The organism is Streptacidiphilus pinicola, from assembly GCF_003258295.1.
GTDB lineage: Bacteria > Actinomycetota > Actinomycetes > Streptomycetales > Streptomycetaceae > Streptacidiphilus > Streptacidiphilus pinicola.
Map to the genome: position 1 here is coordinate 24,271 of NZ_QKYN01000089.1, position 16,330 is coordinate 40,600.

The 16,330-nt window shown below is 70.8% G+C and carries 15 protein-coding genes; 9 read left to right on the forward strand and 6 right to left on the reverse strand.

Annotation, left to right across the window (positions count from 1 at the left end; translation table 11 throughout):
* Positions 1-9: 9 nt before the first annotated feature.
* From DN069_RS22735 to DN069_RS22760, 6 genes are all read right to left on the reverse strand, one after another.
* Positions 10-864 (reverse strand): Rieske (2Fe-2S) protein, encoded by an 855-nt coding sequence (locus DN069_RS22735; RefSeq protein ID WP_111503681.1) that lies wholly within the window; start codon positions 862-864, stop codon positions 10-12.
* A 244-nt stretch (positions 865-1,108) separates the two neighbouring features.
* On the reverse strand, positions 1,109-3,895 hold the full coding sequence (locus DN069_RS22740) for an aconitate hydratase (RefSeq protein WP_424556316.1): 2,787 nt from the start codon (positions 3,893-3,895) through the stop codon (positions 1,109-1,111).
* A gap of 14 nt (positions 3,896-3,909) precedes the next feature.
* Positions 3,910-4,401, reverse strand: coding sequence for a carboxymuconolactone decarboxylase family protein (locus DN069_RS22745; protein ID WP_111503685.1), 492 nt, complete (start codon positions 4,399-4,401; stop codon positions 3,910-3,912).
* A 31-nt stretch (positions 4,402-4,432) separates the two neighbouring features.
* Positions 4,433-5,245, reverse strand: a complete 813-nt coding sequence (locus DN069_RS22750; RefSeq protein ID WP_111503687.1) for a succinate dehydrogenase/fumarate reductase iron-sulfur subunit — start codon at positions 5,243-5,245, stop codon at positions 4,433-4,435.
* The gene (locus DN069_RS22755) at positions 5,242-7,185 is read right to left on the reverse strand and encodes a fumarate reductase/succinate dehydrogenase flavoprotein subunit (protein WP_111503737.1); all 1,944 of its coding nucleotides are present in this window, start codon (positions 7,183-7,185) and stop codon (positions 5,242-5,244) included. Before DN069_RS22755 ends, DN069_RS22750 begins: the two co-directional genes overlap by 4 nt.
* Positions 7,186-7,196: 11 nt before the next feature.
* Positions 7,197-7,922, reverse strand: coding sequence for a succinate dehydrogenase cytochrome b subunit (locus DN069_RS22760; protein WP_243639593.1), 726 nt, complete (start codon positions 7,920-7,922; stop codon positions 7,197-7,199).
* A gap of 376 nt (positions 7,923-8,298) precedes the next feature.
* Between DN069_RS22760 and gap the strand changes: the two genes are divergently transcribed.
* From gap to DN069_RS22805, 9 genes are all read left to right on the forward strand, one after another.
* On the forward strand, positions 8,299-9,306 hold the full coding sequence (gene gap, locus DN069_RS22765) for a type I glyceraldehyde-3-phosphate dehydrogenase (protein ID WP_111503691.1): 1,008 nt from the start codon (positions 8,299-8,301) through the stop codon (positions 9,304-9,306).
* A 39-nt stretch (positions 9,307-9,345) separates the two neighbouring features.
* Positions 9,346-9,813, forward strand: a complete 468-nt coding sequence (locus DN069_RS22770; RefSeq protein WP_111503693.1) for a CBS domain-containing protein — start codon at positions 9,346-9,348, stop codon at positions 9,811-9,813.
* Positions 9,814-9,850: 37 nt separating this feature from the next.
* A complete protein-coding gene (pdhA, locus tag DN069_RS22775) occupies positions 9,851-10,984 on the forward strand; it encodes a pyruvate dehydrogenase (acetyl-transferring) E1 component subunit alpha (RefSeq protein WP_111503695.1) in 1,134 nt (377 codons plus the stop codon).
* Between the two features lie 3 nt (positions 10,985-10,987).
* Entirely contained in the window at positions 10,988-12,019 is a 1,032-nt protein-coding gene (locus tag DN069_RS22780) for an alpha-ketoacid dehydrogenase subunit beta (protein ID WP_207892234.1), read from the forward strand.
* Positions 12,019-13,326, forward strand: a complete 1,308-nt coding sequence (locus tag DN069_RS22785; RefSeq protein ID WP_165845601.1) for a dihydrolipoamide acetyltransferase family protein — start codon at positions 12,019-12,021, stop codon at positions 13,324-13,326. Before DN069_RS22780 ends, DN069_RS22785 begins: the two co-directional genes overlap by 1 nt.
* A gap of 12 nt (positions 13,327-13,338) precedes the next feature.
* Positions 13,339-14,100, forward strand: a complete 762-nt coding sequence (locus DN069_RS22790; protein WP_111503697.1) for a transketolase C-terminal domain-containing protein — start codon at positions 13,339-13,341, stop codon at positions 14,098-14,100.
* A complete protein-coding gene (locus DN069_RS22795; protein ID WP_279387923.1) occupies positions 14,097-14,381 on the forward strand; it encodes a carboxymuconolactone decarboxylase family protein in 285 nt (94 codons plus the stop codon). Before DN069_RS22790 ends, DN069_RS22795 begins: the two co-directional genes overlap by 4 nt.
* A gap of 216 nt (positions 14,382-14,597) precedes the next feature.
* Positions 14,598-15,461, forward strand: coding sequence for a universal stress protein (locus DN069_RS22800; protein WP_111503701.1), 864 nt, complete (start codon positions 14,598-14,600; stop codon positions 15,459-15,461).
* A 52-nt stretch (positions 15,462-15,513) separates the two neighbouring features.
* Positions 15,514-16,329, forward strand: a complete 816-nt coding sequence (locus DN069_RS22805) for a thioredoxin domain-containing protein (RefSeq protein WP_111503703.1) — start codon at positions 15,514-15,516, stop codon at positions 16,327-16,329.
* The last annotated feature ends 1 nt before the right edge of the window (position 16,330 follow it).

A 16,330-nucleotide genomic window follows, 5' to 3' on the forward strand; every position in this document is an offset into this window, starting at 1 on the left:
GGTTGCCCGTCAGGCCGGCACGGACCGCACGAACAGGCGGCCGTCGTCGGCCCTGACCTCCCAGCGTGGTGCGGCCACCGACGCGGGTCCCCGCACCACGGAGCCGTCGGCGAGCCGGAAGACGCTGCCGTGCCAAGGGCAGCGCAGACAGCCTTCGCCTTCAAGTGTGCCCTCGTCGAGCGGGCCGCCGGCGTGGGTGCAGGTCGCCGAGAGCGCGTACAGCGAATCGTTTTCGCGGACGAGTACCACCGGCACACCGCCTGCGGTGACGCGCAAGGGCGTGCCGTCGCCAAGATCGGTCACGGCCGCGACGTCGGTCCAGTCGCCGACCGTGTCCTGGAACGCGGCGTGGTTGACCCCGACCCCCCTGACGAAGGACAGGTGCCCGCCCAGATAGGCGGCTGCCAAGGTCAGACCCAGCCCCGCGCCGCTCAGCGCCATCCCCGTCGCGTGCTGTCCGCGTCGGCGGGCCGCCCAGGATCCCGCCTGCAGCACGGTCGCAGTCGCGTTGCTCACGGCGTGCACGAACCCGGCCCGCTGCTCCGGACCGTAGCTGTCGGACCAGTCGGACGCTCCTGCGGCGGCGGTCGGCAGCGCCGCGATCAGACCCGCGCCGACGAGGCGACGCGACGCGGCGGCCCCGGCCGGGCCGCAGGTCACGTCGACCAGGGTGGCCATGGCCCAGGCGCCGATGGGCAGGTCCGTCAGCGCTGGGTGCAGCGGATGGCCCAGCCAGTTGCCCGACAACGCGTTCTTGACCGCGCGGGGACGGGTGGCCCGGGCCACCCAGGCGGCCGTCGCGTGGCAGGCGCTGTCCAGCTGGTGCAGGCCTTCGATCCGCTGGACCAATTGCTGCAGCATCATGGTCACTCCTCACCGCGGCGGGTGCTCGTCACTGCCCCGGCCGCTTGCTCACGATCGCACCACGCCGGGGCGACGGCGAGCCGACCGGGCCAACCGGGTTCACAGACCCCGCGGTCGCGGGGAGTTGCGCGCCCCCCGGGACCCCGGCGCACTGACACGTCCTTCCGCAAGCCCCGGGGGCGGGCGCCCGGGATGTGTCGGAATGGACCCAGGCGTGACTCACAACGATCCGTGAGGCGGTTGCTCATGCTGGGAGCAGGGTGCGCAGGGCGTAGGGCAGGATGCCGCCGTGCCGGTAGTAGTCGGCCTCGGTGGGAGTGTCGATCCGCACCTGGGCTGTGAACTCGAGTGGGGCCGTGCCTGGACGGTTCACGGTGACGGTGACTTCGCGGGGCAGTGGTCCGTCCGTGCCTGCCAGGCCGTGGATGGCGTATGTCTCCTCGCCGCTCAGGCCGAGGGACTCCCTGCTCTGGCCTGGGGCGAACTGCAGGGGCAGGACGCCCAAGCCGATGAGGTTGGAGCGGTGGATGCGTTCGAACGACTCGGCGAGCACGGCCTTCACGCCCAGCAGAGCGGTGCCTTTGGCGGCCCAGTCGCGCGAGGAGCCGGAGCCGTACTCCTTGCCGGCGATGACGAGCAGAGGGGTGCCCTCGTCGGCATAGCGCGTGGCGGCGTCGAAGATGGTGGTCTGGTCGCCGTCGGGCAGGTGGCGGGTGACGCCGCCTTCGGTGCCGGGGGCGAGGAGGTTGCGCAGGCGGATGTTGGCGAAGGTGCCGCGGATCATCACCTCGTGGTTCCCGCGGCGGGAGCCGTAGGAGTTGAAGTCGCGCCGCTCGACGCCGTGGGCGGCGAGGTACTGCCCGGCCGGTGAGTCGTGTTTGATGGCGCCCGCGGGGGAGATGTGGTCGGTGGTCACCGAGTCGCCGAGCAGGACGAGCACCCGGGCGTTCTCGATGTCGCGGAGCGGCTGCGGGGTGCGGGTGAGGTCCTCGAAGTACGGGGGCCGGCGCACGTAGGTGGAGTCGGGGTCCCAAGCGAACAGCTCCTGGTGCGGGGTGGGCAGGTCGCTCCAGCGCTGGTCGCCGGTGAAGACGTCGGCGTAGTCGCGGGTGAACATCTGCGGGTTCAGGCTGGCGGCGATGACGTCGCGGATCTCGCGCTGGCTGGGCCAGATGTCGCGCAGGTAGACCGGCCTGCCGTCGTTTCCGGTGCCGAGCGGGTCGCGGGTGAGGTCGACGGTCATCGACCCGGCCAGGGCGTAGGCGATGACCAGGGGCGGGGAGGCGAGGTAGTTCAGTTTCGTCTGAGGGTGGATGCGGCCCTCGAAGTTCCGGTTGCCGGAGAGCACCGACGCCACCGTCAGATCCTGGTCGGCCACGGCGCGGCCGACTTCCTCGATCAGGGGGCCGGAGTTGCCGATGCAGGTGGTGCAGCCGAAGCCGACCAGGTCGAAGCCGAGTGCGTCCAGGTACGGGACCAGGCCGGCGCGTTCGAAGTAGTCCATGACGACCTTCGAGCCGGGGGCGAGGGTGGTCTTCACCCACGGCTTGGGCTTCAGACCCCGCTCGCAGGCCTTCTTGGCCAGCAGTGCGGCGCCGACCATGACCTCGGGGTTGGAGGTGTTGGTGCAGGAGGTGATGGCGGCGATCACCACCGCGCCGTGGCCGATCTCGGCCGTGCTGCCGTCGCTGAAGGTCACCGGGGTGGCGTTCAGCGGCCGGGCCTCCACGGCCCGGCTGGTGTCGAAGTTCGTGGGCGCGTCGCCCGCGTGGTTGCCGGTGACAGAGACAGGATCGGAGGCGGGAAAGGATTCCGCGCTGCTCTCGTCGAGCCCGACCGGGGCCGGGTCGCAGGAGACGTAGCCTCCGAGCACGGCGCGGAAGGCGCGCGGTGCGTCGGACAGGACGATGCGGTCCTGGGGGCGCTTGGGACCCGCGATCGAGGGCACGATGGCCGAGAGGTCGATCTCCAGAGTCGCGGAGTAGGCGGGCTCGTGGTCGGGGTCGTGCCACAGCCCCTGCTCCTTGGCGTACGCCTCCACCAAAGCGATGTGGTCCCGGTCTCGGCCCGTGAGCCGCAAGTAGGACAGGGTCTCGTCGTCGACGGGGAAGATCGCGCAGGTGGCGCCGTATTCGGGGCTCATGTTGCCGATCGTGGCCCGGTTGGCGAGAGGCACGTTGGCGACGCCGGGTCCGTAGAACTCCACGAAAGAGCCGACCACACCGCGTGCGCGGAGCTTCTCGGCGATGGTGAGGACCAGGTCGGTGGCGGTGCTGCCCTCGGGCAGGGCCCCGGTGAGCTTCACGCCGACCACGCGCGGGATGAGCATGCTGAGCGGCAGGCCGAGCATGGCCGCTTCGGCTTCGATGCCGCCGACGCCCCAGCCCAGGACGCCGAGCCCGTTGACCATGGGGGTGTGCGAGTCGGTGCCGACCAGGGTGTCGGGAAACGCCGTGCCGTCTTCCGCGAACACGACGCGGGCGAGGTGTTCGAGGTTGACCTGGTGGCAGATGCCGGTTCCGGGCGGGACGACCCGAAGGCTGTCGAAGGCGGTCTGTCCCCAGCGCAGGAACTGGTAGCGCTCGGCGTTGCGGTGGAACTCCAGCTCGACGTTGCGGTCGAACGCCTGGGGGGTGCCGTAGTAGTCGGCGATCACGGAATGGTCGATGATCAGGTCGACCGGGCGCAGCGGGTCGATGCGCCGTACGTCGCCACCGAGGGCGGCCATCGCCTCGCGCATGGCGACGAGGTCGACGATGCACGGCACGCCGGTGAAGTCCTGCATCAGCACCCGAGCCGGGGTGAACTGGATCTCGGTGGCCGGCTCGGCTCCCGGGTCCCAGGCCGCCAGCGCGTTGATCTGGTCGGCGGTGACCGTGCGACCGTCCTCGTTGCGCAGCAGGTTCTCCAACAGCACCTTCAGGCTGTACGGGAGGCGGGCGGCGCGGTCGAGCGCGTCGAGCCGGTAGATGGCGAAGGTGGATCCGGCGGCGTCCAGGCGCCCCTTGGCGGCGAAGCTGTCGATCGGCACGGCGGGCATGCTCCTCATCCTTGTGGTGGGTCGGCGGGGGCGGGTGGGTTCGCAGGCAGGTCGAGGCCGTCAAGAGAGGTGAGCGGGGTGCGCAGGCCAACGGCGAGCCGGTTCCAGCCGTTGATCGCCACGATGCCGAAGGTGAGTGCGGCGACCTCTTCGGGGGTGAAGGCGGCGGCAACCGCGGCGTAGTCGGCGTCCGGGGCGCCGCTCGAGGGCAGGTCGGTGAGTGCCTCGCACCACGTGAGCGCGGCGCGTTCACGGTCGGTGAACAGCGGCGCCTCGCGCCAGGCCGCGACGACGTCCAGGCGTGTCTGGTGCTCGCCGTGGGCTCGGGCGTCGCGGTTGTGCATGGCCAGGCAGTAGGCGCAGCCGTTGATCTGGGAGGCCCGGATCCGGACGAGTTCCAGCAGTTCCGGCCCCAGCGTGCTTCGCCGTACTGCCTGTTCCAATTCCTGGAGCGCTTTGACGCCGCCGGGCAAGGTGGTGCGGTAGTCGACGCGCATCGCCTGCGCCCTCCTCGTGGATGCTTCGGGATCAGTCGCCGGCCGGCCCCGAGGCCAAGTTGCCGCCGGTCTGGTCCTCCGGCGGTCCTTCCTGCTGCTCGCCATGGTGGAACAGCGCGGTGACGACATCGCGGTGGCACCGCGAGATGACCTCCAGCTGGATGTCTTTGGGGCACACCGCCGTGCACTCACCGATCTGGCTGCAGCCGCCGAAGCCCTCGGCGTCGTGCCGGGCGATCATGGCGAGGGCACGACTGTCGCGTTCCGGCTGCCCCTGCGGCAGCAGGCCGAGGTGGGTGATCTTCGCGCCGAGGAACAGCGCCGCCGATCCGTTGGGGCACGCCGCGACACAGGCACCGCAGCCGATGCAGGTCGCGGCGTCGAAGGCGTCCTCGGCGTCGTCCTTGGGGACCAGGATGCTGTGGGCCTCGGGGGCGGAGCCGGTGGGGATGCTGATGTAGCCGCCGGCCTGGATGATCCGGTCGAGTGCGCTCCGGTCGACGACGAGGTCTTTCAGCACCGGGAACGGGCCAGCGCGCCAGGGTTCGACGTCGATCACGTCGCCGTCGGCGAAGCTGCGCATGTGGAGCTGACAGGTGGTGACGCTGGCCTGCGGCCCGTGCGCGATGCCGTTGATCACCAGGCCGCACATGCCGCAGATGCCCTCGCGGCAGTCGCTGTCGAACGCGACCGGGTCCTCGCCCGCGGCGGTGAGCCGCTGGTTCAGGACGTCCAGCACCTCCAGGAACGACATGTCGGGGGAGATGTCGTCGACGCGGTGGGTGACCATGTGTCCGGGCCGGCCGGGCCCGGGCTGCCGCCAGATGCGGAGGGTGATGTTCACTTGTAGCTCCGCGCTTTGAGTTCGACGTACTCGTAGGCGAGTTGCTCCTTGTGCAGGACCGGGGGTCCGCCGGTGTGCTCCCAGGCTGCGACGTAGGCGAAGTGCTCGTCGTCGCGCAGTGCCTCGCCGTCGGGGGTCTGGTGTTCGGCGCGGAAGTGGCAGCCGCAGGATTCGTCGCGGTGCAGGGCGTCGATGCACATCAGTTCCCCGAGTTCGAGGAAGTCGGCGACGCGGCCGGCGCGTTCCAGTGACTGGTTGAGTTCCTCGCCGCTGCCTGGGACGGTGACGTCGCGCCAGAACTCCTCCCGCAGAGCGCGCACGGCCGCGATGGCTTGTGTCAGGCCCTCGCGGGTGCGTTCCATGCCGCAGTGGTCCCACAGGATCGTGCCGAGTTCCTTGTGGAAGGAGTCGACGGTGCGGCGGCCGCCGACCGCCAGCAGCCGGGTGATGCGCTCACGGACCGCTGCGAGCGTCTCGCGGGTGGCGGGGTGGGTCTCGTCGACGGAGGGGTAGGGGCCGGCCGCGAGGTAGTGGGCCAGGGTGCTGGGCAGGACGAAGTAGCCGTCGGCGAGCCCCTGCATCAGGGCACTCGCGCCGAGGCGGTTGGCGCCGTGGTCTGAGAAGTTGGCCTCGCCGATGACGAACAGGCCGGGGATGGTGCTCTGCAGGTCGTAGTCGACCCACAGGCCGCCCATCGTGTAGTGCACGGCCGGGTAGATCCGCATCGGCGCCCGGTAGGGGTCCTCGCTGGTGATCTGCCGGTACATGTCGAACAGGTTGCCGTAACGCTCGGCGATGACCGGCCGCCCCAGGCGGGCGATGGCGTCGGCGAAGTCCAGGTAGACCCCGAGCCCGCCGGGGCCGACCCCGCGTCCCTCGTCGCAGACGTTCTTGGCCGCGCGCGAGGCCACGTCGCGCGGGACGAGGTTCCCGAAGGCCGGGTAGCGGCGCTCGAGGAAGTAGTCCCGCTCCCGTTCGGGGATGTCTGCGGGCGCACGCCCGTCACCGGCCAGCTTGGGCACCCAGATCCGGCCGTCGTTGCGCAGCGACTCGCTCATCAGCGTCAGCTTGGACTGGTGCTCGCCGCTGACCGGGATGCAGGTGGGGTGGATCTGGGTGAAGCACGGGTTCGCGAACAGCGCGCCGCGGCGGTGCGCACGCCAGATCGCCGTGGCGTTGCAGCCCACCGCGTTGGTGGACAGGTAGAAGGCGTTGCCGTAGCCGCCGGTGGCCAGCACCACCGCGTCCGCGAACTGCGCAGAGACCTCCCCGGTGACCAGGTTCCGCACAACCACCCCCCGCGCCCGGCCGTCCACCACGATCAGGTCGAGCATCTCGTGCCGCGCGTGCACCCGCACCGTGCCGGCCGCGACCTGACGCTCCAACGCCTGGTAGGCACCCAGCAGCAGCTGTTGCCCGGTCTGGCCCCGGGCGTAGAAGGTCCGCGAGACCTGCACGCCGCCGAAGGAGCGGTTGTCGAGCAGCCCGCCATACTCGCGCGCGAACGGGACACCCTGGGCCACGCACTGGTCAATGATGTCGACGCTGACCTGCGCCAGCCGGTGGACGTTCGACTCGCGGGCGCGGAAGTCGCCGCCCTTGACCGTGTCGTAGAACAGCCGCATCACGCTGTCGCCGTCGTTGCGGTAGTTCTTGGCCGCGTTGATGCCGCCCTGCGCCGCGATGCTGTGCGCGCGCCGCGGGGTGTCCTGGAAGCAGAACACCTCGACCCGGTAGCCGCCCTCCCCGAGGGTGGCGGCCGCCGAGCCGCCAGCCAGCCCGGTGCCGATGACGATCACCGACAGGCGGCGCCGGTTCGCAGGGTTGACCAGCCGGGCGTTGAAGCGGCGGACGTCCCACCGCTCGCCGATCGGGCCCGGGGGCGCCTTGGTGTCGGCGATCGGGGCACCCACCGAGAACAGTCCCGACTCCGGGGGCATCGCGGTCTCGCTCACGCTGTGATCCCTCCGAACAGCACCGTGTAGGGCGGGACCAGGAACCCGACCGTGATCACCACCGCGACGGCCACCGCCAAGGCGTTCAGATGGCGACGCCGCCGCCGCGAGGTATTGGCCCCCAGCGACGCCAACGCCGCCCAGAAGCCGTGCCGCAGATGGAAGCCGATCGCGATCAGCGCCACGGTGTAGCTCAGCACGACCCACCAGATCTCGAACCCGTTCACCGTCCGCACGTACGCGCTGGACGAGACCCCGCCGGGGTGGATGGTGTCGGTCGTCAGGTGCAGCAGGTGGTAGACCACGAACAGCGCGATCGTCACACCGCCCCAGCGCATCGTGAACGAGGAGTAGCTGCGCTGCACGCCACGCCGCGCGCGGGTGCTCTGGTACCGTCCACCGCCCCGGCCTCCGGTCGCCCGGCGCGAGCGAGCCCACAACGTGAACGCCGAAGCGATGTGGGTGAGCACGCTGACCAGCAGCACCACCCGGATGATCCACAGCCCTCCGGAGTAGGGCAGGTACGGCTGGCCCATGGTGCGCAGATGGTATGCGTAGTCGTCGAACTCGGCCTGGCCGTAGAAGAGCTTGAGGTTGCCGTACATGTGGACCAGCAGGAACAGCACCATGATCAGGCCGGTCACCGCCATGGCCGCCTTCAGCGCCACCGTGGAGCGCGCGACTGTCGGATTCCTGGTGCGCACGGAAGAGTCGGTAGCCACCGTGCCATGATTCGCCGCGAACCGGCAGACCCTTGCCGTGACACACCGGGGCTCTCGGCCCGGGAGCCCCGAATCACCCGTCCGCAGCGTTCTGCGCGCGCCGGTCGACCGCTACGACGTTCGCCCCCTTTCGACGGCGACTTCAAGAGCAGTCGGTGTGGGACGAGCTCGCCGAGATCACTTCTCTTGCGTCGAAGTTCCGTGGCGAAGTCCGCGAAGAGCCGGCGTAGCGGGCAACCGCATCCTTCGGCGCACCTTCTGGCCTTTGCCACGCGTCTGCAGGCACCTCGCCCAGCCACGTCCACCTGCCGGGATGCCGTCGCGGTGATAGGACGGGAGGAGGGGGTCCTGTGCGCGCTTGGAAGGGACGTCTTTGATGCCGAAGGTCGCCATCAACGGGCTCGGACGTATCGGACGTGCCGCGCTGAAGATCCTGTGGGATGTGGAGGGCGTCGAGGTCGCCGCGGTCAACGACCTCATCGCAGCGGACAACCTCGCCTATCTGCTGGCCCACGACAGCGTCTACGGCCGCTACCCGAAGAACGTCAGCACAGCTGATGGCGCCCTGGTCATCGACGGGCGGTCGGTGCCGGTCCATGCGGTGCGCGACCCGGCCGGACTGCCGTGGCGGGAGCTGGGCATCGACCTGGTCCTGGAGTGCACCGGGGTGTTCCGGCGCGAGGGGGAGTTGCAGCGCCACCTCCAAGCCGGCGCCCGGTTCGTGATCCTCTCCGCGCCGGCCCGCACGGAGACGGTGGCCACAGTGGTGCACGGCGTCAACCGCACCCCGGACGGCCCGCAGGTGATCTCCTGCGCCAGCTGCACCACCAACTGCATCACCCCGGTGGTGGAGGTACTGGAACGGCGGATCGGGGTCCAGCGGGCGGTCATGACCACCGTCCACGCCTACACCGCCAGCCAGCAGCTGATCGACGGCCCGAGCCGGGACTTCCGGCGCGGCCGCGCCGCAGCGGTCAACATGGTCCCCGCGACCACGGGAGCGGCGCTCGCGACCGCCAGGGCGCTTCCCGCGCTCGCCGGGCGCTTCGACGGGGTCGCGATCAGGGTCCCGGTTCCCGTCGGGTCGATCGCGGACATCGTCGCCGTCACCAGCCAACCGACCAGCGCCGACGAGGTCAACGCCGTCTTCCGCGAAGAGGCGGCGACGGACCGTTACCGCGGCGTCCTCGGCCTCGCCGAACAGCCGCTGGTCTCCACCGACATCATCGGCGATCCGAGGGCGTCGGTCATCGACGCCGCGATGACCCGCGTGGTGGACGGCACTCTGGTCAAGGTCATGAGCTGGTACGACAACGAATGGGGCTTCACCCACCAGATGATCCGCGAAGCCCTTTCGATGCTGGGCGTGCGCCGTGTGCTCTGAGACGCCCTGTCCCTGTCCGCGCCGGCCACGGGAGCCAGGATGAAGGCCAAGGAGATCATGACGTCGCCCGTGGTCACGGTCACCGAGGACACGCCAGTGCCGGAGGTCGCAGCCCTCCTGCGCGGCCGCCGGATCAGCGCCGTACCCGTGCTCGACGCCGCGGGTGCCGTGGTGGGACTGGTCAGCGAGTACGACCTGCTCGCCAGGGCGGGTGAAACCGCGGCCGAGGTGATGACCCGGGCGGTGATCAGTGTCACCGAGGACACCGACGTGGAGGAAGTGCGCCATCTGCTGATCGAGCGGCGCATCCGACGCGTTCCGGTCCTGGCAGCGGGGGCCCTGGTGGGGATCGTCAGCCGCTCCGATGTGGTGGCGCTGCTGACGAGTGAGTGGGTCTGCGGAGTGTGCGGCCAGAGTGCGCGCGGCGAGCACCCTCCGGCGCGGTGCCCCACCTGCCACGCCGACGCTGATCGCTTCACCGCCCAGGAGGCGCCGCCCGGCAGCTGAGCCCCCGCCCCCGCACCAACGCAGGAGACACCAGGCGATGACCTCGACGACCTCAGGAAGCCAGACCGGTCCGGACCGCGAGCACGCGGACCGGATCCCGGCCGCCGACGACACCTCCGGCCCGGAGGCGGAGGCACTGCGCGACTACTTCCGCCAGATGACCTTGATCAGGGCCTTCGAGCTGCGCGCCGCGGAGATGTACACCCGGGCCAAAGTCGGCGGCTACTGCCACCTCAACCTCGGCGAGGAAGCCACCTGCGTCGGGCTCATGGCCGCGCTGCGCCCCACCGACTACCTGTTCACCACCTACCGAGAGCACGGCTACGCGCTCGCCCGCGGCGCCGAGCCAGGTCGGGTGATGGCGGAGCTGTTCGGCCGCACCACCGGCCTGTCCAAAGGGCGAGGCGGCTCCATGCACCTGTTCGACACGCGCCTGCGGCTGCTCGGCGGCTACGGCATCGTCGGCGGCCAACTGCCCCCTGCCACCGGAGCAGCCCTGGCCATCTCCTACCGCACGGCGCCGGGCCCGGACAGCGAAGCGGTGATGTGCCTGCTCGGAGACGCCACGACCAACATCGGCGCCTTCCACGAAGCCCTCAACCTCGCCGCCGTCTGGCACCTGCCCATCGTCTACGTCATCGTCAACAACCAGCTCGGCATGGCCACCCCGGTGGAAGCAGCAGCCGGAGAACCGGACCTGTTCAAGCGCGGCTGCTCCTACCGCATCCCCGGAACGCGCGTGGACGGCGGCGACGTGCTCGCGGTCCGTGGCGCCGCACGAGCCGCGCTGGAGCACGCCCGGGGTAGACACCGGCCCGTGCTGCTGGAAACGGTCAGCTACCGGCTCCGCGGCCACTCCGTGGTCGACCCGGCCCGCTACCGCTCCGCGGAGGAGACCCAGCGGCTGCGCGAGAAGGACCCACTGCCGCGCTTCCGCGCCCGCCTGATCGACGACGGCGTCCTCACCGAGGAGCAGGCAGCCCGCATCGACGCGGAGACCGAGCAGGAGGTCATCGCCGCGGTGGAGTTCGCCGATGCCAGTCCACCCCCGGCCCTCGAGATCCTCTTCGACCACGTCTACGCCACGCAGACGGCCAACACCCCCTATGGTCTCCCGGGTGATCCGCTGCCCTGCGATCAGCCCGCACCTCCTGCTCCGGGCGGGCGGTGAACCGTGGCCGAGAACATCACCTACCGTCAGGCCCTGCACGACACGCTCCGCGCCGAACTGCTGCGGGACGAAAACGTGCTGCTCATCGGCGAGGAGATCGGCGCCTTCGAGGGCTCCTACAAGATCACCGCCGGGCTGCTGGACGAGTTCGGCCCGCGCCGCGTGCGCGACACACCGATCTGCGAGGAGGGCTTCACCGGCGCCGCGATCGGCGCCGCCATGCTCGGCCTACGCCCGGTCGTGGAGATCATGACCATCAACTTCAGCCTGCTGGCCATCGACCAGATCATCAACCACGCCGCCAAGATGCACGCGATGTTCGGCGGCCAGGTCCGCGTGCCCCTGGTGATCCGCACCCCGGGCGGCGGCGGACAGCAGCTCGCCGCCACCCACTCGCAGAACCTCGAGGTCTTCTACGCCCACATCCCCGGCCTCAAGGTCGTCGCCCCCTCGACCCCAGCCGATGCCAAGGGCCTGCTCGCCACGGCCGTGCGCGACGACGACCCGGTGATCTTCCTGGAGAACCTGGCGCTGTACAACACCCGCGGCGAGGTGCCCGACGACGACCACACCGTGCCCATCGGCACCGCCGCTGTCACCAAACCCGGGCGCGACCTGACTATCGTCGCCTACTCCCGCGCCGCCGTCATCGCCCTCGAGGTCGCCCACCGCCTCGAGGAGGAGGGCATCAGCGCCGAGGTCGTCGACCTGCGCAGCCTGCGCCCCCTGGACCGACCCACCGTGTGCGCGTCGGTCCGCAGGACCCACCGCGCGGTCGTCCTGGAGGACGACTGGCTCAGCTACGGCATCGGCGCCGAGATCGCCGCCACCATCCAAGAAGGCGCGTTCGACTACCTCGACGCCCCCGTGCGGCGTGTCGCAGCCGCCGAAGTCCCCCTCCCGTACGCCAAACCGCTGGAGACGGCCGCGCTGCCGAACGCCGCCGCGCTGACCCGCGTGATCCGCGAAGTCCTCGACGCCACCGGCTTCACACCCCGGCCCACTCCGGGCCGGACACGGTTAGGAGACCCGTGATGCCACAGATCCTCATGCCCCGCCTGTCCGACACCATGGAGCAAGGCACCCTCAGCCGGTGGCTCAAGCACGAAGGCGACCAGATCCACAAAGGCGACGCCATCGCCGAGATCGAGACCGACAAAGCCGTCATGGAACTGGAGGCCTACGACGAGGGCCAACTGACCCGCACCCTCGTGACCGAAGGCACCACCGTCCCAATCGGTACCCCGGTCGCCCTCATCGGCGAAGACGTCGCCACAGAATCGACCCCAACCCCGAACGTGACGGCAGCCGGAACCGCGTCCCTGGCAGAGGCCGCCGCACCGGCAGCACCTCCAGCCCCACCCATACCCGAACCCCCGTACGAAGCCACCGCCCCACAGGCCGACTCACAAGGCGAGGTACGGGCCTCCCCACTGGCTCGACGCCTCGCCCGCGAGCACGGCCTCGACATCGAAGCCATTCCCGGCAGCGGCCCCGGCGGCCGCGTCGTGCACGCCGACGTCGAACAGGCCATCGCCGACCGCGGCGCTCCACCCGCCGCAGCGCCATGGCCCGCCGCCCCGGGGCCGGCCGCCCTGTCGCCCTCCGCACCGCTGCGGAGGCGCCCGCCCGCACCGACCCCGGCGGTAGGCGAAGAGGTCGACGAGATCCCGATCAGCAGGATCCGCCTCCTGACCGCCGAGCGGCTGATCCACAGCGTCCGGCAAGCCCCGCACTTCTACCTGACCTCGGTCGTCGACGCCGAACCGCTGCTCGCCTTCCGTGCCGAGACCAACGCGTACCTCGGCGAACACGCAGACCACATCAGCGTCAACGACCTGATCGTCAAGGCGTGCGCCACCGTGCTGCGGTCTCATCCGGAGCTGAACGCCTCCTGGGGCTGCACCAGCATCCAGCGCTACCGGCGGATCCACATCGGGATCGCCGTTGCCCTGGACGACGGCCTGACCGTGCCCGTGATCCACGACGCCGACCGCAAACCCCTCACCGAGATCGCCCGGGAAGCCCACTCCCTCGCCGAGAAGGCCGGCACCGGACACCTGAGCATCGACGAGATCACCGGCGGCACCTTCACCGTCAGCAACCTCGGGCCCTACGGGATCGACCACTTCACCGCCGTCATCAACCCCCCGCAGGCGGCCATCCTCGCGGTCGGTGCCGCGCACCCCGAACCCGTCGTCCGCGACGGCCAAGTCGTCGCCGGGACGGTCATGGCGCTGACCTTGTCCATCGACCACCGCGTCCTCGACGGCGCGACCGGCGCCGTGTTCCTGGCCGACCTCAAAAGCCTGCTCGAACAACCCCTGCGCATCGTCGTGTAGGAGACGCATCCCATGACCCAGGCGACCGCCGCCCCGCCACTGGACATCGGCGAACTCACCCGGCTGCGAGACCTGGCCGCGCAGCTGCGCGTCGACAGCATCCGCTGCAGCACCGCCGCCGCCTCGGGCCACCCCACCTCAGCGATGTCGGCTGCCGCCCTGCGGTCCCGCCACCTGCGCTGCAACTGGGAAAATCCCGAAGCCCCGACCAACGACCACCTGGTCTTCTCCAAGGGCCACGCCTCACCGCTGATGTACGCCATCGGCGGGGCGAAGAAGCCGCGCGTCACCGACACCGAGCAGGTCGCCCTCCTCGGGGCCGGGGTGACCGTCCATCTCTGCCTGCAGGCCGCCGACGACCTCGCGGCCGAAGGCATCTACACCCGAGTCCTTGACCTGTACTTGATCAAGCCGATCGACACCGCGACTCTGATCTCCGCAGTGCACGCCACGACCGGACGGTTCGTGGTCGTGGAAGACCACCATCCCCAGGCGGTCTCGGCGCAGCAGTGCTGGAAGCCCTGGCCGACCAGCCCCAGCCGCCTCGCGTCGCGCATCTCGCTGTACGGCGCCTCCCCGGTTCGGGCACGCTCGAAGAGGTCATGGGCGCCGCCGAAATCCCCGCACCGCACATCACCGCCGCAGCCCGCGCCCTGCTCACCTCGGCGCCACGCACAGCATCCCGCCGACCGCGACACCCGCGAGAGGCCACCATTCAAGACCCGGTCTACCACCCGGCGCCCCCGTAGATCGGCGCCCGCCGGGCCCAGCTGACCCCGGCCGTCAACGAGGCCTTGGAGAACCTCAGCCGTGCCGCCTCCGCCGACGGCGCCTTGCCGGAGGTGACCGAACAGCTCATCGCCGTGGCCCTTGCCCACGTCACCCAGTGCCCCTACTGCTTCCAGGGCCACACTCGCCTCGCCCGGCGCAAGGGCAACAGCCCCGAGGAGATCACGGAGGCGACCTGGGTCGCCGCGGAGATGCGCGCCGACGGCGCCCACGCGCATTCCACCCTCGCGCTGCACGCCATGGGCGAGACCGAACCACGCCATTGAGCACCGGCCGCCGATCACCCTGGCGCGGTGCACCGCCGCGACCGCGCCCCAGGCCGGGGCGTTCGACGGGGCCGAACGGTACCCGCCATCACGCGGAGGGCTGCGCCGATCAGCCCCCGCCCGTGTCCCTTGTGGCCCAGGGCGTCCCGGACGTCCGCCGGGACGATTGAGGCGGCGGCAGCCATCCGCTGCCCTGCGGTTTCGGAGGTGGACCCGATGACACGATCAGTGATCGCCGGGGTCGACGGCTCGCCCGAGAGCGTCGCCGCGGCCCGCTGGGCGGCCGGCGCGGCCGCAAGGCTGCGGACCGACCTGCTGCTCCTGCACGTGGGCGACTGGCCCGTGCACGTCGCCCACGGTGCCACCTTCGAGGTGCACCAGGGTCGGATCCGTGACCTTCTGCGCTCCGCCGCCGCCGAGGCCGGAAGGGACCACCCGGGTCTCGCGGTCCGCACCGCGACCACCGCGGGCGACCCGATCGTGTGCCTGGTCGAGGCAGGGACCCAGGTCGAGCTGCTGGTCCTCGGGTCGCGCGGGCAGGGGGCCTTCCAAGGGCTGCTGGTCGGCTCGACCGCGCTGGCCGTCGCGGCTCGCAGCCGCTGCCCCGTCGTCCTAGTGCGCGCCGACCAGCCCTTCGGCAGCGCGGTGTCGGTCCCGGAGGTCGTGGTGGGGGTCGATTCGAAGGACAGCAGTGCGGTGCTGCTGGAGTTCGCGATCGAGGCGGCGGCGCGGATGAAGACCGGCGTCCGGGTCGTGCACGCCTGGAGCCCGCCACCGCACTGGTTCGGCGGCGGTACCGCGGACGCCGACGCCGAGCACGCACAGGCGCAGCACGCGGAGGTGGACCGGCTCGAGGAGATCCTTGAGCCGTGGCGGAGCGCTCACCCGGGCGTCGAGTTGATCCCGGCCACCCGTGTCGGTAGCGCCGCGGAGATCCTGACCGAGGAGGCCAGGCGGGCCTCGCTCGTGGTGGTCGGCCGGCACGACCGCCGGCACGGCGGCATCGGCCGTCTCGGCGCGGTCGCGCACGCGGTCATTCACTACGCACGCTGCCCTGTCGCGGTCGTCCCACGTGACTGACCCGGGAGAACTAGGAACCACACAATCCCTCGACAAGCGCCGGGAGGCGGCCGTGAACCTGATCGTCTACGCGGATTTCAACCGCCCCATGTGCTGTCTTGCCAGTCAGCGCGTCGACCGCCTGCTGGCTCGCGGTCTGGATGTGCAGTGGCGCGCGGTCGAACACGATCGACGGTTGTCCATGATGGGAACGCCGTCGGCCGCGCTCCACGCCGCAGAGAACCTGGACGCCGCCAGGCTGCTGCTGATGCCGGGAGATTGGCTCCCGGTTACAGCCCCGGACCAGGTCAGCAACACCAGGGCCGCGGTCGCCGGCTACGCCGAAGCGGTCAGCGACGGGCTGCAGAACGAGATGCGCCGCAGCATCTTCGACGCCATCTGGGTACACGGACGCCATCTGAGCGATGCCTACGAGGTGCGCCGGCTCATCGCCGATCTGATGTGGCCGCCCGTGCCGTCGATGCTGTACCGCCTGTGCGACCTGCCCACCCCGCTGGCCCGGGAAACAGATCTGACGCGGGCCATGCGCCGCTCCGGCGGGACTGTCATCCCCGGCGGCGGGCCGCTGACCACCATCGCCTGGCGGCGCATCCGCGCCTGGCGCGAAGAGTGGCGACAACTGCCGACACGGGAACTGCCGACGCTCGTCGGCCCGGACGGCCGCGTCAGCCAGGGCATCGCGGCACTCGACGCGCTGGCCGCCCTGGACACAGGCGCACCCGGCACGCTCACGGCGGCTGCGGGGTTGGACGCCTCGGCGTACGGCGCCCAACAACCCGCGCGGCAGCGTCCCGGCCCGATGCCGGATGCCATCAGCGCGGCACTGACGACATCGGCGCCGATGGGCCGGAGAGTGTCGCGGTGGTAGT